This window comes from Sulfoacidibacillus thermotolerans, from assembly GCF_003144315.1.
In the GTDB taxonomy this organism is placed as follows: Bacteria; Bacillota; Bacilli; order Alicyclobacillales; family SLC66; genus Sulfoacidibacillus; species Sulfoacidibacillus thermotolerans.
The window spans coordinates 93,449-116,566 of sequence record NZ_MPDK01000008.1; the positions used below are offsets into that span (position 1 = coordinate 93,449).

The following is a 23,118-nucleotide window of genomic DNA, read 5'->3' on the forward strand; positions in this document are numbered from 1 at the left end:
CGTGCAAAAAGGAATTGTCGCCTTGGCAACTATTGGATTCTTCATCTTAGGTGGGTTAGGTACTGCATTTGCCGCACATATCAATCCATTCGACCCATCCACTTATGATCAAATTACTTCAACAGAACCTTATTACGCGCAGAATTTAATGATAAGAGAAGCGTGGGATAATCCTTCAATTAGAAGTCAATACGAACGAGACATTACGAATCCAAATTTCAACTGGAAAGGAACTCCTTTTCCGTTTGGAATTGATCTTACTCCAAATGTAACTTCCGCAATTCACTATCATCACATCAAGATCGGGTCCCAGATCCCGAACCCATACTTAGAAGGTCCCATCGGTTATCCAACTTGTACACAAGCACCATTTAACGCTCCTTATCCATCTACAGCTCCGATCCATTGTAAAAAATGTACAACATTAGATAGCGACAACCCAGGGAAAGGGAACCAAGGAGAACCCGGACAAACGGATCACGGAAACGGCAACCATGGTGATGCTGGAAATGGGGTAGGCAATCAAGACCCCTCCACATTCGCATAACCATGATAGCCAATTCACAGATGGAAGAGAGTGACCTCTTTCATCTGTGAATTGGTATTTCCCTGATATTTCAATTTATGAAGATTCGTTTTCTTACCATGTTGTCTGTGATTTGGTTTTCATCTTTTTTAGTCTGCGATAGAGTGTATTTCTCCCAATGCCTAACAATCGAGAAGCTTCTGTGATATTTCCCCCTGTCTTGTTCAAGGTATCAAGTATCACTTCGTTTTCAATATTCTTCAAATTCAGCGACTGCTCTTGTTCTGATGTAACGCTTTGAGGTAAAAACATATGATGTCGCAATTGTTCAATCTCTATTACTCCACGATTTGCAAGAAAGGCACCTTGACGGAGCACTGCAATTAATTCTCTAATATTACCGGGCCAATCATGAGATAAAATAAATTGTTTCGTTTCGGTACTGAGTACAGGTAGATCTATCTTCAGTTCAGCAGCTATTTGGCAAAGAAGCTTTTCAGCAAGCTCAAGTCGATCTGTCCGTGATCGAAGAGGGGGAAGATGAATTTGAGCACCAAGCAGACGAAAATACAAATCAAGTCGAAAATGGTTCTTTTGTACTTCCTCCCATAAATTGCGATTGGAGGCCGCGATGATTCTAACATCAATTGCGATCTGTCGATGACCGCCAATCCGCGTGATCATTCGTTCCTGAAGCACGCGCAACATCGCTTTTTGCATATCCTCAGGCATGTCCGCAATCTCGTCTAGAAACAATGTCCCACCGTTAGCAGCCTCAAATTTGCCAATCTGACCTTGCGCTGAGGCACCCGTAAACGCTTTCCCTTCATAACCAAATAATTCGCTATGAAGTAAACTCGGAGAGACAGCACCGCAATTCATAGTGATCAGAGGACCTTTGGATCGCACACTTTGCTCGTGAATAAATTTAGCAATAAGTTCCTTTCCCGTTCCGCTTTCACCATAAATCAATACGTTAATCTCACTAGAAGCTGCTCGTTTTGCCAATTGCAAAGCTTGTTCCATCGTCTGATCACGACAAAAGAGGGGTGTTTCTCGTTTTGTTTCGTGCGATTGAGCAAATGAAACTACACGTGAACGACGATCAATTAGAATAGAGAATTTGTAATCATCTAGATTATTTGAAAAAGACTGTGATCGATCGTGAAACAATTTTCTCAAAAAGTCATTTTTCCCTGTTGTTCGTACTGTACTCTCAGTCAAAGGCAACGTTCTACCTTCTCGATTTCCTCCTACAAAGCGCCCATCTTGATCAAACGCGAGTAAATAACGTGTTTGATTTTGATAAGTAACCTCAATAACTAATTGGCTTTTTTCCGAACGAAACAATAATAAATCTTCGATTTGTCTTGCCATCGTGTCGACCAAATAGGGTAAAGAAGGATGAAAGTCCCCGTGATAACCACTTACATCTAAAATAGCAACAAGTTGTCCCTGTGGATCAAAAACAGGAGAGGCAACGCAATAAAGAGTGCGGTTTGGCTCACAATAGTGTTCATTCCCCAATACATAGACTGTGTTTTGCTCTTGAAGTGCCGTTCCAATCGCATTTGTTCCTCTCGCATGTTCTCCCCAGCCAGCACCCTCCATCAATTTAATTTTAACTGCGTGCTCAATAAAGTGAGGGTCTCCTTTGCTATGAAGAATATATCCTTGTGCATTTGAAACGATGAGCATACTTTGTTGACTATGTGCATACGGATACAACCGTTCTAGATTTGGCAAGATCTCTTGAAGTAAATGCGAATCTTTTTCTTTCAAGAATTTCAAATCGGATGGTTCAAGGAATTCCGTTACACTCTGCGTTGAAGGGATTCCATATTGCTTTGAGCGAATCCAAGATGCTTTGATCACGTTCTGATGATTGGGTAACGTCATCCGGGCATCACCTTCATCCTGTAATATCAAATAATTATGGCATATTCATCAGAAAAAAGTAATAACCCTAGAGAGCATCTGTTGATTAAAAATTTCGCGATCCATTCTGGAACAACCACTGCGCCAGAATGAAACACTAAGTATAACGAGTTTCTACTGATTCAAGAAGGAAGCAGAAAAAGAGTCCTGGCATGAATATTGCTTTACTAATCATCGAAACAACAAGAAGACATCCGCTGGATGAAAAGAAGGAGGTTATCGTATGATTTATGCACAGCCAAATCAACCCGGGAGTAAAGTTGCATTTAAAAGTCGTTTTCTAAATTACATTGGTGGAGAATGGGTGGCACCAACGAAAGGCATGTACTTTACGAACTTTACTCCCGTAACCGGACAACCGTTCTGTGAAGCAGCGAGATCGACAGCAGATGACATTGAACGAGCACTTGATGCAGCCCATAAAGCAAAAATAAGCTTTGGGCAAACATCCGCGGCCGACCGAGCACAAGTTTTAAATAAAATTGCCGACCGCATGGAAGCGAATTTAGAAATGTTAGCAGTAGCAGAGACTTGGGACAATGGAAAACCTATACGCGAAACACTGGCCGCAGATATTCCGTTAGCCATTGATCATTTCCGGTATTTTGCATCTGCGATTCGAGCACAGGAAGGTAGATTGAGTGAGCTAGATCATGATACAGTAGCTTATCATTTTCATGAACCACTTGGAGTAGTTGGTCAAATTATTCCATGGAATTTCCCTCTGTTAATGGCCGCATGGAAGCTTGCCCCGGCACTGGCGGCAGGAAATTGCGTAGTACTAAAACCGGCTGAACAAACACCGGCAAGCATTATGGTATTGATGGAACTGATAGGAGATCTACTCCCCCCTGGGGTTGTAAATGTTGTAAATGGATTTGGCGTTGAGGCAGGGAAACCGCTTGCAAGCAACCCTCGCATTCAAAAAGTCGCCTTTACTGGCGAAACGACCACAGGTCGTCTAATTATGCAATACGCTTCAAATAATCTGATCCCCGTCACCCTCGAACTGGGGGGGAAATCGCCCAATATATTCTTTAAGGATGTTCTTGACGAAGAGGATGACTTTAAGGAAAAAGCAATCGAAGGGTTTAACATGTTTGCTCTCAATCAAGGAGAGGTCTGTACCTGTCCATCACGTGCCTTGATAGAAAAAAGTATCTATCATGATTTTATTGAGCTTGCCATTGAACGCACAAAGAAAATCAAGCAAGGAAACCCACTGGATACAGAAACGATGATGGGAGCACAAGCATCGCTCGATCAAGTAGAAAAGATCATGTCATATGTTGAACTAGGCAAACAAGAGGGAGCAAGTGTTTTGGTCGGCGGAGAGAAAGTATGTCCATCGGATGATCTTGCAGAAGGATATTATATTGCCCCCACTGTCTTTGTAGGGCACAATCGGATGCGAATTTTCCAGGAGGAAATTTTTGGACCTGTGCTATCAGTCACAACTTTCGAGAATTTTGATGATGCCGTTCATATTGCCAATGATACACTTTATGGTCTTGGCGCAGGAGTGTGGACGCGCGATTTTCACCTAGCCTATCGAATGGGACGTGCGATTCAAGCGGGGCGTGTATGGGTAAATAACTATCACGCGTATCCTGCTCACGCCGCATTTGGAGGATATAAACAATCTGGAATCGGTAGAGAAAACCACCTAATGATGTTGGAGCATTATCAGCAAACAAAGAATTTATTAGTCAATTACTCGAAAAAACCACTTGGATTCTTCTAAATCGGATTGATAACCAATACTACACGGAGGAAAAAATGGACACGCGAAAGGTGACCGTAACTGATGCGGCGGCGGCATTGATTGAAAAACTGATTACCCTTCACGGTTCACTCATGTTTCATCAATCAGGTGGGTGTTGTGACGGAAGTGCTCCTATGTGCTATCCACAGGGAGAATTTCAGGTGGGAGAACAGGATGTCCTACTAGGAGAGATCGCAAACTGTCCATTTTACATCGGCAGAGCGCAATATAAATACTGGAAGAAAACACAGATTATTGTGGATGCGATTCCAGGAAGAGGAGCTGGTTTTTCTTTAGAGAGTCCTGAGGGAATGCGGTTTATTTCGCGATCAAGAAGCTTTACACCTGATGAATGGGAAGAATTAATCCGAATGGATTCCACACTAGCTGACTCGGATGAAGAAAGCATTTTCTATGGTAGAACTCCCTAGAGACTCGCTCCCTGTGAAAGCTTTCGAGCTCGTAAGTAATATTGAACTGTACGACAGCGTTCGATGAATGGCGGACCGAAAGACTTTAAACTAAGACGCACGGTAAGCGCTTCTAATTCACGGAGAAGAGCCTCGAGTTCAGGCGTGCTATCCTGCACCATCCCTATGAATTCGATGGCTACTCCCACTTGTTCAAATAGACGCGCAATTTCCTCAAGTGTATAAAAACGAAGATGTGTACGATCTAAAATCCCTGCGTTTTGATAAGTCCATGTCCCTTGCAACAACCCATGTAAAATTTCGAGATGCCCTACATTCGGAATGGAAACAATGAGATAGCCATTCTCTTTTAGGTAGGGAAGTAAGTTTTTCAGCATGTGCTGCGGTTGCGCTACATGCTCGATTACATCAGCAAAAACCATTGCATCGAACCATTGGTTAGGAAACGGAAGTTGAATCTTTCCTGCGTCGCCAATCCACACTTGATCTAGAACAGATTGCGCGTCTATGGCCGCATTTTTGTCTAGTTCTATCCCGGCGACGTAGGAAATTCCCTTGTTTTTCAGAGTGAGTCCCAGTCCCCCACAGGCACAACCTACATCTAATACGCGATCGACTTTAGGAACAAGTGCAGCTAAATCTTCACGAAGCCACAAACTGTAAAATGGATCGACACCCCATTTTTCGATAAATTTTTGTTGATTGGTTACGAGTACGTTTCTGTACTCGGGATCTATGCGATTAGTGACGCTCCCAAAATGATGGACATACGTATCCGCGGCAACAATCAGTTTGTACCCTGCGCGGCGGATTCGCAAAGAATAATCATCGTCTTCGTAAGTTCCTTTCCCAAATCGTTCATCAAATGAGCCAATTTCATTATAAATATCACGACGAATAAGGAGACAAAATCCAACAAGACGCAAGGTTGTGATCCATTGCTCGGGATTTGAATGATTGTGATCCTGTGTAAAGTTATGATACTCTTCAATCGTCTGGTAGGGTTGCGGCCTGAATTGGATTCCAGAAACTGCATTAGAAACGGGGCCTACAGCTCCATGCCGACAGTCGGCATACAGACAATGTAACAAATTATCCAACCATCTATAACTTACGATCACGTCATTATTTAAAATCAATAATTGATCGCCATGCGCAACTGCCATCCCCTGATTACATGCGGCCGGAAATCCCCTGTTCCCCTCATTTTCAACTAAAAGAACATCATTCATCGCTCTTAATGAAGCTACCGTTTCATCGTTCGAGCCATTGTCAACCACAATTATCTCATAGGGTGTATTGGTGAATTTTCGTATACTTTCTAAACACTGTTTCGTATACTCCCAGTGATTCAAGGTAGGGATGATGATACTCGTAAGCATTTGCTCGAATTGTCGTTGCACGTTTTCTCTCCTCCCTCTCTACATGAGAACGTGTAGTGGATCGATTTGCCGATAGAGAACACGTTCAGATTCTACTTCGATCAATGTCGTACGAATTTCATAAGTTCCTATTTTGGTGGGATAAAAATCTTTGACTTCCCAATAATTACGGATCAGATCCCAAAACCGCTCTCCTAATAAAAAAGGTGACATACGCAAAGTCGCCTCTATTTCACCGTCAGGATCGACAATTTGAATTTGCTCGAGGCAACAAATTGAAGATTCAAGTGAGCAACACCACTCGTGAACGATATAAAAAGGTGTTGAATCTCCTAAAACAATGCCATAAACCCAGTCGACAAGAGACGTTTTTCCCCCTTCATGGACAAGAGATTTGCATAAGATGCTTGTTTGTAACCGAATAAATAACACATCCGACAATTGCGATATGCTGCCCATCGCAGATTCACTCCGCTTCGTGCCCAATATATCCCAATTGCATTCGATAGACTAACTTTTGATAGGCGAGTACAAACGCATAGTAGTCTTCTGGTGAAAGCGAATTATGACTCGTAAACACTTGTAACAACTCAGCTAAGGAAGAATAGGTTTGCCAACTTGCTACTGATTTAAGTAGTGCAAACTCTGTATAGAATTCACCTTTTACATGCAAAACCCGTTCACTTACATCCATGCACTGTTGTAACATCCCCAATTGTAGATATGCATAAGCTAAGGTATACGCAGCCAATGTCCAAAATGGTGCACCCTTCGCTTGATCAACCACTCGTTTTAATGGTTGCAATGCTTTCTCCCACTGTTTACAACTAGACCATTCCACTCCTAAACAATAATTAATCCACGGTGATTCTCCATTTTCCTTGATTTCTAACTCCAGTAAACGAAGGTTACGTTGATGTTTTTGCCGATTCTCTACGACAGCATCTAAATATCCTAAATGTTCGATTCGCATGGGCAAGCAATCAATTTTTACGTCTCTTCCATAGCGTCGATATAAACTTTCTGAAAGATCCTCATGTACTCGATGCTGAAAACGAACTTCCGGATCATTGCGAAAGAGAATAATTCGTTCATCTAAAAATGTGGTTTCATTTCGAGGAGTGGACCCGATATAACTTGCAACGGGAACTTTAAAAGCCTTTGCCTCTGTTGTCGATAAAAAACTGTTAAATTCAGTTTGGGACATCAGCATATGGATGCGCTCATCAGCATCAATCGTTAGAATCCACTCCCCTGAAGCTTTCTCTAATGCGTAATTTCGAGCGGCCGAAAAATCGTCTTGCCACGGAACTTCGAACACCTTACATCCATAGTCCCTTGCAATCGCTAGCGTTTCATCCATAGAACCCGTGTCGATAAGAACCACGTCATTCGTAAGTTGCAAGATACTTTTTAGACAATCTGGCAAAAATGCGGCTTCATCGCGCGTAATAATACATACTGTCACACTCATCGCCTGATCTCCCTTAACGTAGTACACGACATCAAATGATATTTCCCATACAATGCATAGTACCATTCCTCTCGCATCGCTAAACGATGCCATTGAATCGGCAGTTGCAAAAGCAATTGGCCCAAACGCTGCACCTGCCCTTCACAAGATGTAAGTGTAGCTAAACATGTAAAAAAAGATGTTGTATGGGTTAAATTGTCTAGATCAATGTAAATTTTCTTTGTCATGAGAGACTGATTAATTGAATAAATCAATCCCCATAGAGAGTTTTTGTCCCCATTTTGTACTCTGAGAAATTGAATTCGTTCATTAACAAGTGAGTACCTTGCTTCACACCAATCACATAGACATAAATACGTTACCGCCGGGAGATAATCTGGATCATCATGTACACTTTGCTCGAAATAGATGCGCGCGTTTGTCCAGTTCCGATTTGTAAATTCAATCACACCTAGTAAAAATGCCGGTAGATAGGTCCCACACCCCGCCTGTGTTGGAAAAACAGGGGAAGGTTCACCTAAATGCAAACATCGATCAAATGCCTCCTTAGCTAACTCCCACTCCTGTTGTTCTAGATACATATTCCCTAATAAAAAGTAGAGGTCCGTATATTCCGGGAATTCCTTGATTGCTTTTAATACAACAAGTATCGCTCGCCCAATCTGACCCGTTTGCCATAACGCAAACGCATATTTCAATGGAAGATCGGGCAGCCAATCTTGTTCTTCACTCTCAGTCTTCGATCGCATCGCTTGCTCATAGTGTTCTATCGCTGCATTTGGCTGACCAGATCTCAACCATTCATTCCCAGAATAATAATGCAAAAACCGATCAAACGGTTTCGTTTGTAATTCTGCGTGCAAAATTGCGAGATTCCTCTCCACTTTATGATGTGCTTGCACAACAGAATCAAGGTAGCCATAATGCGTAATCATGACAGGAACTAATTGGTACGTGATATTTGGCAATTTGGGAATGCGTTCATGGATAGCGCCCGAATAGCGAAAAGATGGCTGATTTCTAAATAACCGCAATTGCGCATAGTTTAAAAAACTTGGGTTCTTGGGATCACCCACTAGATTTTTGGTAATGAAAAAGAAAGCGTCATATGATTTCTGATTAAGCAGATCACGGATAAAATCGTGAGTTGAAATCGAGAGTTCATCATCCGCATCGAGAACTAAAATCCATTCTCCATGAGCGTAAGAAAGTGCTGCATTACGTGCCTCGGAAAAATTGTCATTCCAAGAAAAAGAATAAATCTTTGCTCCAAATGACTTGCAAATTTCCAACGTTCGATCAGTCGACCCCGTATCAACAATAATGATCTCGTCAACGAGATCTACTGCACTCTGCAGACACTGGGCAATAAATTGCTCCTCATTTTGAACAATCATACATAAACTAATACGATTCATCTAAAACCCTTCTCATATTCTTCTTTTAGTTTAGATAAAAGTGAAGATTCGGGAAATTTTTCTATCCCCAAATGAATCATTTTCCTTCCTCGCTCAAATAAATAGCGTTGCACTCGTGCTTGCAATTCCCCTTCTGGATCATATTGTTCGAGAAGTTCACGCAACGATTCTCGTTCATCAAGACAAACATACGTCAAAATCAGATGCTCTACTACGTCACTTGTTCTTTCTGCCCGTTCAAGATATTCTTTTGCTTGTTCAAACTGGTCCGATAAAGCCAGTGAGATACCTAGAAGTGCAAATTGGTTGCCCCCTGACAAAGCAGCTATCGATCTTAGATAGTCTAAAGTGGCATTACTTGTGTCTTCACGCAATAAGAAATTAGAAAAACGCAAAAAAGCTTGTGTAAACGAAGGATTCTGTTCAAAAGCTTGACGATAGGCAACAGCCGCTTCGGCAATTTTCCCTATGGCACCAAAAGAATACCCCATTGCAAAATAGGCACGATAGGAGGATATGCCTTTCTCAATCGTGTATGGTGGAATTGGCGGATCACCCATTTCAATACATGTCGCATAATGCTGCAAAGCAAGTATCCATTCTCCTCGTTGTGAGTAATACACCCCCTTCAGATATACTAAGTCTGTATAATCAGGAAATAATTTTACCGCTTCTTCAAGAACCTGATCTGCCTCCTCCCACTTTCCTGCTTGCATTAACGTAGAAATGTATACTTTATAAAACCGCGAAACCCAGAGCGCACTAGGATTTACCTTCTCATGTACGGCATGAAAAACAGAAAGTGCTTGATCCAGTTGCCTGTCTCGCACGTATTCCACCCCAAGATTAAACATTCGAAATCCATCTTCAGGATGCAATTTAATTTCACGAAGAGCAATGTCTAAATTGCGTTTCTTTTTATGTTTCTTTAACACTACGTTCTTTAAATATCCACGATGAAGCAACTCAATGTCTGAATCAAAAATGACGCCTGGTGGATTTGCGTGTAAAATCGATTCAGCAATTTGTTCGTGGAGAGCTCCTTGATACCGATATTGTGGATTGTTTCGAAACAGACGCACATTGAGAGACTCTTCAACCTCAATCATACCTTCCCCGTCAGTCTGATTTAAAATGTGTACAAAAAACGCATCAGCATTCGGGAATTCCTCTAGACTCCGACGAATCGAGGCACATCCTTTTAAAGTTAAAACTTCATCCGCATCAAGTACCAAGATGTAATCTTTTGTAGCAAAATGCAAACTCAAATTTCTCATTTTCGAAAAATCAGGTGTCCAAGCAACCGAATAATAGCGCGCACCGAATTGTCGCGCGATGTCTAACGTACAATCAGTTGAACCCGTATCAACCAACACAATCTCATCCACAATCCCTTCGACACTGCGCAAACACTCAGCCAAAAAATCCTCCTCGTCACGCACAATCATACAAAGAGATATGGAGCACATTCTCAATCACCTCGCTTTGCGATTGCTTCATCATATTCACAAAATACATATATTTATGGATCTATACCTAATTTATCAAAATAACACAGCAAAATAGGTTCTCCCCCACAAACCGTCTTGCTGTATCGAATAGATTATCTTACGTCTACTTCAGAAAGGGGGACATAGATGGCGAACTTTAAAGTGTTTTCAGAGGTTCCCTCGCAACTTTTAACTCAAGTCTCACAGTCCAATGCAGCTTCTTTATTAACAACCGCCCAAAATTTAACTGCGGCGAGTCTGCTCTCACAAGTCTCTAACCTAACTGCGGCAAGCCTGCTCTCACAAGTCTCTAACCTAACTGCGGCAAGCCTGCTCTCGCAAGTCTCTAACCTAACCGCGGCAAGCCTGCTCTCGCAAGTCTCTAACCTAACTGCAGCAAGCCTGCTCTCGCAAGTCTCTAACCTAACCGCGGCAAGCCTGCTCTCGCAAGTCTCTAACCTAACCGCGGCGAGTCTGCTCTCGCAAGTCTCTAACCTAACCGCAGATAGCTTGCTCACAGAATTAGGAGATCGCGCAGTGGTCGATGCGTCAGAAGCCGTGACGAGCGCCGTAACAACTTTCACAGGAGGGAATATCCTGACAGCAATTTCCCTGAGTGAAGTAACCTTTACCGTCTATAATGCAAGCTCAACTGCGGGAGCCGAAGCCGCTTTGTATCTAAGTGCTGACGGGACAAACTTTTCTCAAGACCCCACTACCGCCACTCAAACAATTGCAGCTAGCGCTCAGTATTTCTTTGCACCTGGCCACTTTGTAAAGTACATGCGCATTATGTACGCTGCGCAAACGGCAGGAATTACAGCCTCACTTACGATTTATACACAAGCGCATGTGTAATCTAATCTGTCTCATGGAGGAGAAGGCAATGCTTCGATCGAAACATGTGGTACAGGGGATGCATTGCCCCTCTGTACATAGACATCGCCCAAAACATCAACCAGGAACTCACATGATGAAAAAATTACAAAGACATCCCGTTCATACGTCATGTTCGTGCTTTTCATACAACAAACAACCCCAGCAAATCAAAGTGAGATTAAACGTATATCCATTGATTATAAAAAAACGATCTAAACACCCAATTGCGATCTCTACGATCCATTCTCCCGTGAGAATCAAAGCAATTGAAGAACCCATTTCTATTCGTCCCTTACAACAAAATATAGATCGTATCACCATTTATGGGTCTAACAGCACTACCCCTATACAAACAAATGAAATAGGTCGTATTGTATTGTCAGGAGAAGTTACGGCATCGCCTATCGTATATACGGAAAAAACATTCATAGGACTTTACTCACAAAATCAAATTCAATCTTTACCCGCACAAGATATTTCAGTACAAACCAATCTTTCCTATGCCATTGTGAATCGATCAGAAAATCCAGTGACCATTTTTTTAGAAATTAGCCCTAACGATAAAGACTATGCCCCTGATTCGGAAGTCACCGTATCTGGCTTTACAACGCAAGCTCTTACCCCTATGCGATTTTTACGGTACGCAAAAATATCTTTTCAGTCCGCAAAAACTGATCAATCGGCTATATTTGACATTTATTATCAAGCTCAGTCTGGCTAATAAACAAAATGCGAAAACGCAATTTGACTTGTCAGTGTGACAATAAAGTTATAATAACGGAAAATAAAAATAACTACCGTCAGAAGGCGACTCGCTTCCAACGGTAGTACAACTTTACTCAACTGCTTCAGGCAGCTCTTTTTTGATCGTTTCCTCAGCATGTTGTAAAGTCTCTTCACTCTGAGGCACTGCATCAATTCCTTTTATTGATAATTTTTGAATGAGAAAGATAGGAAAAGTTAGCTCGTGTATCCCGATTCCACTCTCTTCATCCCGATGATCAATCCCGATATGATGCGGCTCACACAATACGAGTAAGTTTCTGATATCGTCAGGAGATTTCAGGGGAATGTTTCTTAATAAATGACCATATCCATAAGGATCCCATTCTTCGCAAAATGCTTTTACCTTATTCCAGTCAGCAAGATGCGCTAGACTCCACTCAATTCCATAATGGTGAACCTGTAGACGCTCTGTTGTCCCGCAAACCCAACATCTATAGTGGCCGTCTTCCTGTAAACGTTCTTTCGATTTGCGAAACTCTTCAGTCTCCGTTCGTTTTGCATGTTCTGGTATAATTACGAGTTCGCGCAAAGAGCGAAGCATCGTATGTTCTGGAACAGTCGACAAGGGTCCCACCCCATCTCTCCTTAAAATGTTACTCTTAATATATGAGAGAAAAGGCAGGACGGATTGGACCATAGACTCTTCATTAAACGCCTGATATCATACCCACTCATAGGATTTTTTGAAGTCACAAGCAATTTACTCTTGAAACTGGTAGCCAAGCTTTCCCTTGGCAAATCCTCTTGCAATATAGAGCCAAGATCCCCCACCACCTGCTCCATCATTTGAACAAATAATCAATTGATCCGTTCCTGGGATAAAAGCAGGATGAGTTGATCGAAGCATATGCCCCTGTTCGCGACCAGGCAATAAAATTTGTCCGATGGGAACGCCGCTCTTATTGAAGACAAGTACTCTCCCTTGTTCATACATTGCAACATAGAGATTATCATCACTGTCTATGCAACAAGAATCTGGTCCTAAATATCCCGTAAAATAATAAGGAATAGACGCTCCAAATGGGGGAATCGTAATTCCATCTTCCATTAATTCAACACGATGTAAGCGATTGGCGTTTGTTTCAGTAATCCAAAGTACTCTTTCATCCGTACTTAGAGCAATCCCGTTTGGGACCGCTAGATTGTTCAAAATAGGAGAGATTTCCTGAAAATCAGGTGATACATAATATACACCCCCAGTTGGATTCGTTGAATATCCCTTAAAATCTGTAAAGTAAAATCCACCCTTATGGTCAAATACCATGTCATCAATACAATAACCAAGCGAATCCGGGAGAATCACTTCTCGATTTGAGCCATCTGGTTGTATTGCAAATAGTCCACCCGTACTTTTAAAATCACCTAATGAACAGATGAACAATCTTCCATCTTTATGAATCTTAATCGCCGCTGGAGCAAGTGAGTTTGGCCCTACAATCGTTGTGATCACTTTTTCGGGGAGCATGACTTTAAAGATCTGCCCTCCAAAAACCTCCAACAAATAGAGATTACTTGCACGATCAAAACATAGTCCTTCTAATTGCAAACTTGCTTCAGAGATTTGGAGCCAAGGTTCCGCAGTAATTGTCTGAAGATTTTTTTCGCTCGCTAAAAGAGGTACTGGATTTCTGATATCCTCCGTATACACGAGCGCCGGAATGTCCGTTGCATCCATACTTATCTCTCCTTTGATTTATCCGCTCTCATATTACAATATCTTCTAATTGAGTGCCTGGATGTACGCGCTTGGTTCCCAAAGCCAGAATGCCAGGAATTACTGAGCAAACAACCGTCCAAACGAACACGGATTTTCCCAATCCCAGGTTATTAAATAACACAGGTCCCGTATACCCGGCTGCGATAAATCCAACCCACGTTGCAACAGATAAAAGTGTCCCGCCAGTGCCACGAGCTCTTGTTGGAAACGATTCAAGAGCAAATGCTACAGCAGCTCCCATTTGTCCAATTGCAAAAAAGTAATATAGTGAATAGAATGCCGTAATTGCTAACCAAGTATTTGATTGGGCGAGAAAAACCCCGCAAATAGCCCCTACAATCAGATACGTTGCACTGACCTCACGTCGACCCAATTTTTCCCCTAAATAAGCTGCACTAAGATATCCAAGAATTGCAATTCCTGTCGCCCATGCAGAAGTGGCATAGAGTGAAGAGATCGCAAGGTGATGTTGCATAAAGATCGAAGGTAACCAATCAATGATTGAGGCTGCCCCATAGTTATAGATGAGTTGCCAGAGAAAAATCAGGATCGACGTTCGAACTAAATCTTTTCCAAAAAGTTGTGCATAGGTTAATTTATCCACTTTCTTTGTATCGACTTTAAACGTCGCTTTTTCCCTATTTTGATCTGAACCCTCTCGTATGCGTTTCAAATCTTGAAATCGTTCTGTTTCTTTGACATTCCTTCTTACCCAAAGTACAAAGAGCGCGGGAACAACTCCGATGACAAATAGCCATCGCCACCCTAATGTTGGAACGACGAGAAGAGATATTAAAGAAGCGATAAACCATCCGACAGGCCATCCAATTTGTGCAAATCCGATCCACCATCCTCGATTGTGACTCGCTGCCTCTTCTGCAACCATTACCTGACCTGCCATCCACTCGGCACTCCCCCCAATCTGGGTGATTCCCCTAAAAAGAAAGAGAGAGGCAAAATTAAAGCTCAATCCGCTTAATAGACTCCCAAGTGCTGTTGCAAGTAGGGAGAATTGGAAAACAGGTTTCCTCCCCAATCGATCCAAAATGGGACCGAAAATAAATGTGGCAAATGCTCCAATAATAAAAATCCCAGTGTAAATATAGGAAATTTGTTGAGTCGACAAATGAAGATCTTTTTGTATTAAAGGATAGCTAAATGTGAAGAAACTTCCATCCATATTTACTAACGTCCAACCCGCTAATGAAGTAAATGTGATTAAAGCCGCATTACGAGTTAGCCCCCCACGCTGTTTTTCCATTGGCTTCCCTGAATCATTTTGAATGGATCGGCTCATGTGATTCACCTCTTATTATTTGAATTTTCGATCTAAATAACCGCTGCTTCGTTTTCGATCAGTTTGGGTGCACACGCAACACCAGGAAGCACAAAGTAAACTGAATTTTTAATATTTAAAAAGGGGCGCAAGCACTAACGTTTGCGGTAACCGCTTACATTCGCTGTAAAATCATGAACACTTCATTTTACAAAACTCGAGTAGATGTTCTCTTAACTAATTCAAGAATGTGATCATACGTTATATTTTTTTCAGCAATTGCTTGTTTCACAATTTCATCAACCTGTGTTATTTCTGCCCCCGCCATAATCGCGAGATTTCGTGCATGCAGTGCCATATGACCCTGTTGAATTCCTTCGCTCGCTAATGCCCGTAGAGCCCCTAGATTTTGCGCTAACCCTACTGAAGCAATAATTCCAGCGAGATCCTCCGCAGTATGAACCCCCATAATTTTAAGTGCCAGTTGAGCAAACGGGTGAGATTTTGTAGCACCTCCCACAATTCCAACTGCCATTGGGATTTCCAAGGTACCCACTAAATTTCCTTCTCCATCTTTTTCCCACCTCGTGAGTGACATATAGCGCCCTGATCGACACGCATATGCATGTGCACCCGCTTCCACAGCACGCGTATCATTTCCAGTCGCTAACACAACGGCAGAAATCCCATTCATAATTCCCTTATTGTGAGTTGCTGCACGATACGGGTCAAATTCTGCAAACTGTTGAGCAAGAAGAATATTTTCTACAACCTCATGCCCTCCAATCGCTTCAGGCGTCACAACCGTTCGAGCACGAACTAATCGCCGATCCGCTAGATTTGAAATAATTCTCAAAAGCACACGCCCTGCTGTAATTTGTTCAATAAACGGCGCTACAGCTTCCGCCATCGTATTTACTGTATTAGCGCCCATTGCATCTCTCGTGTCAACCAAGAGATGCAGGATCACCATTGGCTGCTTCTGTGTATGAAGAACAAAAACCTCAATGTCTCTTGCTCCCCCTCCAAATGAAACCAACGTAGGATCCTTGGAATTACAAAGTTCAAGAATAGAAGACCTGTGTTCGTAAATGCGTGCCATTGCTGCATAGGGATCTGCAACATCGACCACTTGTACTTGAGCCCGCATCATCGAGCCACTATAAGAAGTTGTAAAACCCCCTGATTCATAGGCAGCTCTAGCCATATTACTCGCTGCTGCAACAACTGAAGGTTCTTCAATGACCATTGGAACTAAGATCTCTTTCCCATTAATCTTGAAATTCACTGCAATTCCCAAGGGAAGAGGCATCATTCCCACTACGTTCTCAATCATGAAATCACCGCGATCAACTGAAAACGGAGTTACACCGAAAAGTAAATCTTTCTCTTCCTTTGTCAAATTCACTTCTTGCGCCACGAGATTTACTCTTTCTTCAACAGATAAACGATAAAACCCCGGAAATCGACTTTTGCTCATCTCGATCGCTCCTCTCAGCCAACAAATTATCTATCTCTGATTTCTCTGTATGAAAATGGTCAACACTTTTGCTTCTTGTTGATTCACAGGAAGAAAAATATGAGGTTTCCTTCCTTCAAAGTAAGCGCTATCACCTGATGACATGAGATTTAATGTGCCATCATATAATAAGGAAATTTGCCCTTCTAGCACGAAAATAAATTCATCCTCATCGTGAGTGAAAAGTTCGAAGTTTTCTAAAATAGCTGGTACCGTGATTACAGTTGGTTCTATCGTGCTAAAGCGCGAACGATTTGATAATGTTTCATAGGTATACCCTATTTCCTGGCTTCCACTTCGAATTCCACGTTTATCTGCGGGTACAATCACCAACGCATTTTCCTCTTCTTCCTCTTGAAGAAACCACGCCAAAGAAAGATCTAGATTTTTTGCAATTCGAGATAGTGTAGCAAGTGCAGCAGGAGAATGACCATTCTCAATTTTCGAAAGCATGCTCTTAGTAAATCCACATCGATCTGCCAATTCTTGTTGCGTAAACCCTTTATTCAATCTGGCTTCTCTCAAACGCCTACCTAATACCACAAGATCCATTTTACTTCCCCCTCTGCCAAACGCCTCCTTTCTATAATAAAGCAGACGAATTCTTTCTCGTCAAATCGAGAACCTGAGATGCTCTCAATCAACGTGTAATATAATTCAACAATGTTGAGTAATATTACACGTTGATTGTCGAACATTTTTGATATTTTGTCAATAGTCTATTTCACAATTTTTTCGATTTTTATCCACTCAGCTTCAAGATTCGCATATCTCAAGTAGGGGGTAAGTAAACGAGACTGACCCCCGTCTCCGTCGTCTACGTACCCACAACCGCAGCAATCGTTGCAAAGTTTATCTCTCTTGTACCAGCTATCAAATCGGGGATCATTCTCGTTACATACAGTATCTTATATCCGAAGGATTCTTTGACTTGTCCCATTTCGAACAGGAAGGAAATAGCTATTGCAGGGAATGTATAGAGGCATGTCCACAACCAGACGGGGAACGATTTGCGGTACAGTTGCAAATTCAGCGCTTCCTTAGCGATTCACCCTGACAGGAGGATCGATTTTCTCCATCGTCACTTGATACAGACGTCTCGGCAATCTACCTTCTTCAAACTCAAACACATCAAGAAGTTGGTACCCATCCGCTAGATCTTGAACCTTGTCGCGGTCAAAGAAATGTACGACAAATCCGCCTACCTCATATAAATCTTCGCCACGATGAATCCCCTGTCCATAGTGAGGATCTCCTTTGTGGCGAGTCGTATACACGTTGAGCCCGCGAGGACGTATAACCCGCCTAATCTGTGCGGACAACATATGAAGCTCTTCCGTGGACAAAGCCATGCAGTAAAGCATGTGCGAATAGCACGCATCAAATGTATCGTCCTTTAGCGGAAAAGATTCACGAATATCGTGCTGAATCACAGTAATTCGATCCGACAACCCAAGTGAACGTGCCTTCTCCTCTATCCATCGCGTCCCTTCTACTGTATAGTCGAGCACAGTGACAAAAAAACCACTTTGTGCAAAAAACATGGTGTCACGCCCTTGACCAGCCCCAAGTTCTAGTATTCGAGTCACACCAAGTGTTCGAAAGAGTTCAGCCGCTCGCACACCTGCTGCACTAGGCTCCTCTCCAAACATCTCCCTGTTGCGCGCAAAAGCATCTTCCCATTTTTGCTGTTGATCTCGTAACTCCTCTGGATTGACCGCTGACGTCACTGCAATTTCCCCTTTTCTCTCTTCAGATCCTCGACTGCGCGTACTTGATGTTCTACGTCTTGCGTATCGCAGCCAAGATTCGATTGTTGATACCCCATCTCCTGTGCTAACCGCGCACATAATCGTACGATCTCACGGACCGTCTCATCATTTAGTCAGTAATAACGGAAGGCCGCTCGCCCTTCCATACGCACTATACCTACTGACCGTAGTGTTTTCAGATGATGTGAGGTGAGGGGTTGGGACATATCGGCTTCTCGCGCCAACTCGCTAACACTGCGGCAGGTCGTTGTCAGGTACTCGACAATCTTTAACCGATTGCTGTCCGCTAGTGACTTAAAGATGGCAGCCATGAGATCACGATTCGTCATAGAATGACCCCTCTCACTAATTAAATATACCTTTATATTATCATGCATTTATACGATGTGGGTATACTCTCTTTCTTGCACTGTACGGCCAACTCACGAAAGTGATTGAATTCATTTGATAGACTTACAAACAGATAGCATGAGTCGCAAGGAGAATTGTTTTGATCATGCGTGCATCGAGTCGTTTCACAGTATGATCAAGCAAGAACTCGTCTATCTGGAAAAGTTCAAAACGAAAGAGCAGGAAATGAAGCGCATCTTCGAATACATCGAGGTCTAGTACAACCGGGAGCGAATTCACTCATGGCTAGGTTACCTAACCTCGGTTGAATTCGAAAGAAGATATTACAAATCCTTAGAAGGTGCAGCAAGCTGAGCAATAACAGGCATCATGTTAGAATATGAAAACTTACAATTTTTCTGTTCTGGGGTGTCCACTTTATAGACGTAATACCCAAATGGCTCTAGAACAGGCAAAAACCCATCTCCGGTAGGAGACAGGTTTTCTAATGGTGGAGGCGAGGGGAATCGAACCCCTGTCCGAAGACCTCGCTACACTCGCTTCTACGGGTGTATTCGCTGGTTTGAAGTTCGCCCAAGGAGCGCGCAACGACACGCTCTCGATCAGGCTAGTCCGCTTTTATTCGCCGGAGAGACGCGGACGCTGATCTCCGACTATCCCACTTAGGTGACGCCTCTCACTTCCCGTGGGAGAAGAAGAGAGAGACGACGTCAGCTGCGATTAAGCAGCGAGAGCGTAGTTTTCTTCGTTGTTTGCGTTTGTGTTTAGGTCTGCGTGATTAACGTGAAGCGCAGCCCCACGACCCGCTACTCATGCTCGAACGATCCCCGTCGAATCCAGAACGCCCCCCTAAGAGACGTCCATTCGGACGTATCGCTATCATAGCACACACAGTATGAAAATGGTAGCGGTGCATTTTGGCTCGTATGCTGTACAGTACCTCTATAAGCATATTTCCTTTAAGCGCGCTGACGCTCGCGAAAAGCGCGCTCGATTTCACGGGCAGCATCGCGTTTTGCAATCGTCTCTCTCTTATCGTAGTTTTTCTTGCCGCGCGCGAGCGCTAACTCTACTTTGCAAAATCCTCCGCGCAAATACAGACGCAGTGGCACAAGTGAAAACCCTTGTTCGCGTGAGGCACCAATGAGTTTGCGAATTTCCGGCCTTGTGAGAAGGAGCTTACGCGTTCGCAACGGATCATGATTGAAACGATTCCCCGCTTCATACGGACTAATATGCAGGTTATGCAAAAATACCTCCCCATGTTCAACGCGCGCATAACTATCTTTTAAATTGGCCTTTCCGGCACGAATTGATTTAATCTCCGTGCCCGTCAACACAATCCCCGCTTCAAACGTCTCTTCAATAAAATAATCATGTGTAGCTTTCTTATTTTGGGCAACAATTTTTACTCCCGTTTTCTCCCCTGGCTTTCCATTTCCCGTATGGGCCATTGCTATCGTGTGCCACCTTTCACTGAAAAATGACTTCATCTTTCCCGCTCCCAATTCAGCGCAAGCTTCCTACCCCTGTTCCTGCCATGCATACACTGTACACCAGACGGCCACATTAACCAATAAACGAGTCAAAACCGGTAATTAGTATGTCACATTTGCGAATTTAAGAAAAATGTGTTGCATTATTTCCGAATTACATATACCCTAATAGGTGACTAGGACATATATTATCGCATACTCAACTGGTTGCTTGAACAAATCGCGCCTATCACGGGACAGGAGGTCACACTTTTGATCAACTCACTGCTAAATGATCGCTTAGAATCGACGCTACGCAACGCTCACACCTATTATAACCTCTCTACTCCCGAATTGATCGAACTTGCCCTCGCGCGCAAAGAGGGAATTTTGACCGATACCGGAGCTCTGCGTGCTACGACAGGCAAATTTACTGGGCGCTCGCCAAAGGACAAATTTTTCGTCGTCGATGAAGAAACAAAAGATCGCATCCATTGGGGTAGTGTCAATCAAAAAATCGATGAATCCGCTTTCCTTCGCCTATATCATGAAATGCTCGAATATATCAGTCAACACGACGCATTTGTCTTTGATGGTTTTGCAGGTGCTTCCGCTGAAGCCAGACTACCGATTCGCGTCGTAACCGAATATGCATGGCACAGCTTATTCTCTCGACAACTGTTTATCCGACCGTCACAGGAAGAACTAGCTATGCACACGCCAGCTTTTACACTGATTGACCTTCCTTCAGTTAAAGCGAATCCTGCGATTGATCATACAAATTCTGACACATTCATCATCGTGTCATTTAAACATCGAACGGTACTGATTGGCGGCTCCGGATATGCTGGTGAAATCAAAAAATCGATATTCACAATCCTCAACTTCCTCTTGCCGCAAAAAGGGATTCTTCCCATGCACTGTTCCGCAAACAAAGCACAAGAGAGCGACCATGTCGCCTTGTTCTTTGGTCTTTCTGGTACAGGCAAAACAACGCTGTCAGCAGATCCACATCGCGAATTAATCGGCGATGACGAGCATGGATGGAGCGATGAGGGTGTTTTCAATTTTGAAGGTGGGTGTTACGCCAAATGCATAGGTTTGACAGAAGCAGCCGAACCGCAAATCTGGAACGCCATTCGCTTTGGTACTGTACTTGAAAACGTTGTCGTTCAAGAACAAACGCGCACCGCGGACTATGCATCTGCTGAACTCACGGAAAATACGCGCGCAGCCTATCCAGTAGAATTTATTCCCAACGCACGAATTCCAAGTATTGCTGGTCACCCCTCTGTCATCGTGTTTTTAACCGCCGATGCTTCTGGTGTATTGCCACCTATCTCCCGCTTGACTAAAGAGCAGGCGATGTATCATTTCCTCTCTGGGTACACAAGTAAGTTAGCAGGGACAGAACGCGGAGTCACGCAACCAGAAGCCACCTTTTCTTCCTGCTTTGGAGCTCCTTTCTTACCCTTGCACCCCATGGAGTACGCAAACATGCTTGGACAAAAAATCGATGAACATCAGACCTCCGTCTTTTTGGTTAACACCGGGTGGAGCGGTGGGCCATACGGAGTAGGCAAACGCATGAAACTCGAATATACTCGCAAAATGGTGCAAGCAGCTCTCTCTGGCCAATTAGATCAAGTGAACTGCGTGATTGAACCCTATTTCGGCCTTGCGATCCCGACTCAAATCGCTGGCGTGCCTAGTGAAGTTTTACAACCAGAACTCACATGGGAAAATAAAGAAGACTACCGTCAAGCAGCACAAGCACTTGCTGCACGCTTCAAAGAAAACTTCAAAAAGTTTTCAGATGTGCCAAGTGAAATTCTCAGTGCAGGTCCACGCGCATAAAAGAACCAACGCCCACAAGATTGTGATCGAACACGTTACCTCGCCGCTAGCTATCGAGCGAGGTAACGCAAACCTGCTCTACTTCATTCCTGCTTGGCATTGCGGCCATTGCACCTAGCTTACCTACAGTAAGTGCCGCTGCCGCTGCCGCAAAGTGACCCCATTGGCTCCATCTCTCCTCACTAAGAAGCACGAGTTCTTCCCTTTGCACTTCCCATTTTGCACATTGATATAAGAATGCCCCCATGAACGAATCCCCCGCACCCGTCGTATCTACCACAACAGGTGCCACATAACTAGGAACAACAAGTGGTCGCTCCCACTTTCTATGAAAAATAAGTACACCATGCGATCCTCGCGTACAAAGGATGACTGCATCTGTCATTTGTGCAATCTGTATTGCAGCATTTACTTCATCGCGCTCTGAAGTAAGCCAAAAGAGTTCCTGCCGATTGACTTTTACAAGATCGACAAGCGGCAATACCTTTTGACAAGCATCTTTAGGATCATTTCCCTGCACCCAAAACGCCTGGCGGAAATTCACGTCAAAACTGATAAGCGCCTGATTTGCACGGGCGTTTTGCAGTAAGCTAACAAGCGCTTCACGAAGCGGATTTTGTGCTAGGGAGTTAGAACCAAAATATAAAATACTGTCCTTGTCAATTGGGACTTGCTCCACTTGTGAAACCGTTAAAAGGGTGTCCGCACCTGGATTGCGCACAAAATAATACTGTGATTCTCCGTCGGCGCGAGCGACAAAAGCAAGCGTTGTTGCTTGCTCTACCCTTGCCACATACTTCACAGATACCCCATATCCTCGGAGCGTTTGCATAAGGTAATCGCCAAACGGATCGCATCCCAAGCTCCCCACAAACTCAACTAATCCACCTAAGCGTGCGATTGCAACTGCGACATTCGCAGGGGCGCCTCCTGCTTGTCGCGAAAAAGTTTGCGCCTGTGCAATTTTCTCTGTCTCTTCCATGGCGATTAAATCAATCAGCGCTTCTCCAACTGTAATTACCCGTTTCATTGTCATCTCCCCCATCGCACAAGTTCGTTCTC

The 23,118-nt window shown here is 43.4% G+C and carries 21 protein-coding genes, 1 other RNA gene and 1 pseudogene; 7 read left to right on the forward strand and 16 right to left on the reverse strand.

Translation table 11 applies throughout. The features are described 5' to 3' along the window. The first annotated feature begins 1 nt into the window (after position 1). On the forward strand, positions 2–547 hold the full coding sequence (locus BM613_RS06665; protein WP_109430389.1) for a hypothetical protein: 546 nt from the start codon (positions 2–4) through the stop codon (positions 545–547). A 93-nt stretch (positions 548–640) separates the two neighbouring features. On the opposite strand, the gene BM613_RS06670 is transcribed toward BM613_RS06665, so the two are convergent. Beyond that, positions 641–2,425 carry a sigma-54-dependent Fis family transcriptional regulator gene (locus BM613_RS06670; protein WP_109430390.1) on the reverse strand — a complete coding sequence of 595 codons (1,785 nt, stop codon included), beginning with the start codon at positions 2,423–2,425 and terminating at the stop codon, positions 641–643. A gap of 262 nt (positions 2,426–2,687) precedes the next feature. Between BM613_RS06670 and exaC the strand changes: the two genes are divergently transcribed. Together exaC and BM613_RS06680 are read left to right on the forward strand one after the other, a co-directional pair. Continuing rightward, a complete protein-coding gene (exaC, locus tag BM613_RS06675) occupies positions 2,688–4,208 on the forward strand; it encodes an acetaldehyde dehydrogenase ExaC (RefSeq protein ID WP_109430391.1) in 1,521 nt (506 codons plus the stop codon). Positions 4,209–4,243: 35 nt separating this feature from the next. Continuing rightward, entirely contained in the window at positions 4,244–4,660 is a 417-nt protein-coding gene (locus BM613_RS06680; protein WP_109430392.1) for a DUF779 domain-containing protein, read from the forward strand. Here the strand turns inward: BM613_RS06680 and BM613_RS06685 are convergent. From BM613_RS06685 to BM613_RS06705, 5 genes are read right to left on the reverse strand one after another with little or no spacing between them, the layout of a single operon-like run. Continuing rightward, positions 4,657–6,063, reverse strand: coding sequence for a bifunctional glycosyltransferase family 2 protein/class I SAM-dependent methyltransferase (locus BM613_RS06685; RefSeq protein ID WP_109430393.1), 1,407 nt, complete (start codon positions 6,061–6,063; stop codon positions 4,657–4,659). The genes BM613_RS06680 and BM613_RS06685 overlap by 4 nt on opposite strands. A gap of 18 nt (positions 6,064–6,081) precedes the next feature. Beyond that, a complete protein-coding gene (locus BM613_RS06690) occupies positions 6,082–6,501 on the reverse strand; it encodes a hypothetical protein (RefSeq protein ID WP_109430394.1) in 420 nt (139 codons plus the stop codon). A 7-nt stretch (positions 6,502–6,508) separates the two neighbouring features. After that, positions 6,509–7,516: a glycosyltransferase family 2 protein gene (locus BM613_RS06695; protein WP_181362926.1), complete on the reverse strand. Its 1,008-nt coding sequence runs from the start codon at positions 7,514–7,516 to the stop codon at positions 6,509–6,511. Continuing rightward, entirely contained in the window at positions 7,513–8,934 is a 1,422-nt protein-coding gene (locus tag BM613_RS06700; protein WP_109430396.1) for a glycosyltransferase, read from the reverse strand. The genes BM613_RS06695 and BM613_RS06700 overlap by 4 nt, the downstream gene beginning before the upstream one ends. After that, entirely contained in the window at positions 8,931–10,403 is a 1,473-nt protein-coding gene (locus BM613_RS06705; protein ID WP_109430397.1) for a glycosyltransferase, read from the reverse strand. Before BM613_RS06705 ends, BM613_RS06700 begins: the two co-directional genes overlap by 4 nt. Before the next feature lie 168 nt (positions 10,404–10,571). Here BM613_RS06705 and BM613_RS06710 point away from each other — a divergent pair, with 168 nt between their 5' ends. Continuing rightward, the gene (locus BM613_RS06710; protein ID WP_109430398.1) at positions 10,572–11,282 is read left to right on the forward strand and encodes a DUF6385 domain-containing protein; all 711 of its coding nucleotides are present in this window, start codon (positions 10,572–10,574) and stop codon (positions 11,280–11,282) included. A gap of 271 nt (positions 11,283–11,553) precedes the next feature. Beyond that, the gene (locus BM613_RS06715) at positions 11,554–12,024 is read left to right on the forward strand and encodes a DUF6385 domain-containing protein (RefSeq protein ID WP_181362928.1); all 471 of its coding nucleotides are present in this window, start codon (positions 11,554–11,556) and stop codon (positions 12,022–12,024) included. A 114-nt stretch (positions 12,025–12,138) separates the two neighbouring features. On the opposite strand, the gene BM613_RS06720 is transcribed toward BM613_RS06715, so the two are convergent. The 7 genes from BM613_RS06720 to BM613_RS15765 form a co-directional block, all read right to left on the reverse strand. Further along, on the reverse strand, positions 12,139–12,663 hold the full coding sequence (locus BM613_RS06720) for a hypothetical protein (RefSeq protein ID WP_219930653.1): 525 nt from the start codon (positions 12,661–12,663) through the stop codon (positions 12,139–12,141). Between the two features lie 126 nt (positions 12,664–12,789). Next, positions 12,790–13,764, reverse strand: coding sequence for an SMP-30/gluconolactonase/LRE family protein (locus BM613_RS06725; RefSeq protein ID WP_109430400.1), 975 nt, complete (start codon positions 13,762–13,764; stop codon positions 12,790–12,792). Positions 13,765–13,792: 28 nt separating this feature from the next. After that, on the reverse strand, positions 13,793–15,103 hold the full coding sequence (locus BM613_RS06730; RefSeq protein WP_109430401.1) for an MFS transporter: 1,311 nt from the start codon (positions 15,101–15,103) through the stop codon (positions 13,793–13,795). A 187-nt stretch (positions 15,104–15,290) separates the two neighbouring features. Then, a complete protein-coding gene (locus tag BM613_RS06735; RefSeq protein ID WP_109430402.1) occupies positions 15,291–16,562 on the reverse strand; it encodes a hydroxymethylglutaryl-CoA reductase, degradative in 1,272 nt (423 codons plus the stop codon). A gap of 30 nt (positions 16,563–16,592) precedes the next feature. After that, on the reverse strand, positions 16,593–17,153 hold the full coding sequence (locus BM613_RS06740; protein ID WP_109430403.1) for a helix-turn-helix domain-containing protein: 561 nt from the start codon (positions 17,151–17,153) through the stop codon (positions 16,593–16,595). Between the two features lie 488 nt (positions 17,154–17,641). Then, positions 17,642–18,331, reverse strand: coding sequence for a class I SAM-dependent methyltransferase (locus tag BM613_RS06750; RefSeq protein ID WP_219930654.1), 690 nt, complete (start codon positions 18,329–18,331; stop codon positions 17,642–17,644). Positions 18,332–18,486: 155 nt separating this feature from the next. Further along, positions 18,487–18,750 carry an ArsR/SmtB family transcription factor gene (locus BM613_RS15765; protein ID WP_109430406.1) on the reverse strand — a complete coding sequence of 88 codons (264 nt, stop codon included), beginning with the start codon at positions 18,748–18,750 and terminating at the stop codon, positions 18,487–18,489. 88 nt (positions 18,751–18,838) lie between these two features. On the opposite strand from BM613_RS15765, the pseudogene BM613_RS06760 reads away from it, so the two are divergent. After that, a pseudogene (locus BM613_RS06760) lies at positions 18,839–18,979 on the forward strand (IS3 family transposase); the annotation flags it as partial. Positions 18,980–19,212: 233 nt separating this feature from the next. On the opposite strand, the gene ssrA reads toward BM613_RS06760, so the two are convergent. Both ssrA and smpB read right to left on the reverse strand, forming a co-directional pair. Continuing rightward, positions 19,213–19,573, reverse strand: a transfer-messenger RNA (tmRNA) gene (gene ssrA, locus BM613_RS06765). A 110-nt stretch (positions 19,574–19,683) separates the two neighbouring features. Then, a complete protein-coding gene (smpB, locus tag BM613_RS06770) occupies positions 19,684–20,178 on the reverse strand; it encodes an SsrA-binding protein SmpB (RefSeq protein ID WP_109430408.1) in 495 nt (164 codons plus the stop codon). A gap of 297 nt (positions 20,179–20,475) precedes the next feature. Here smpB and pckA point away from each other — a divergent pair, with 297 nt between their 5' ends. Next, on the forward strand, positions 20,476–22,056 hold the full coding sequence (gene pckA, locus BM613_RS06775) for a phosphoenolpyruvate carboxykinase (ATP) (RefSeq protein WP_109430427.1): 1,581 nt from the start codon (positions 20,476–20,478) through the stop codon (positions 22,054–22,056). 46 nt (positions 22,057–22,102) lie between these two features. On the opposite strand, the gene BM613_RS06780 is transcribed toward pckA, so the two are convergent. Beyond that, entirely contained in the window at positions 22,103–23,086 is a 984-nt protein-coding gene (locus BM613_RS06780; RefSeq protein WP_181362931.1) for a carbohydrate kinase family protein, read from the reverse strand. Between the last annotated feature and the right edge of the window lie 32 nt (positions 23,087–23,118).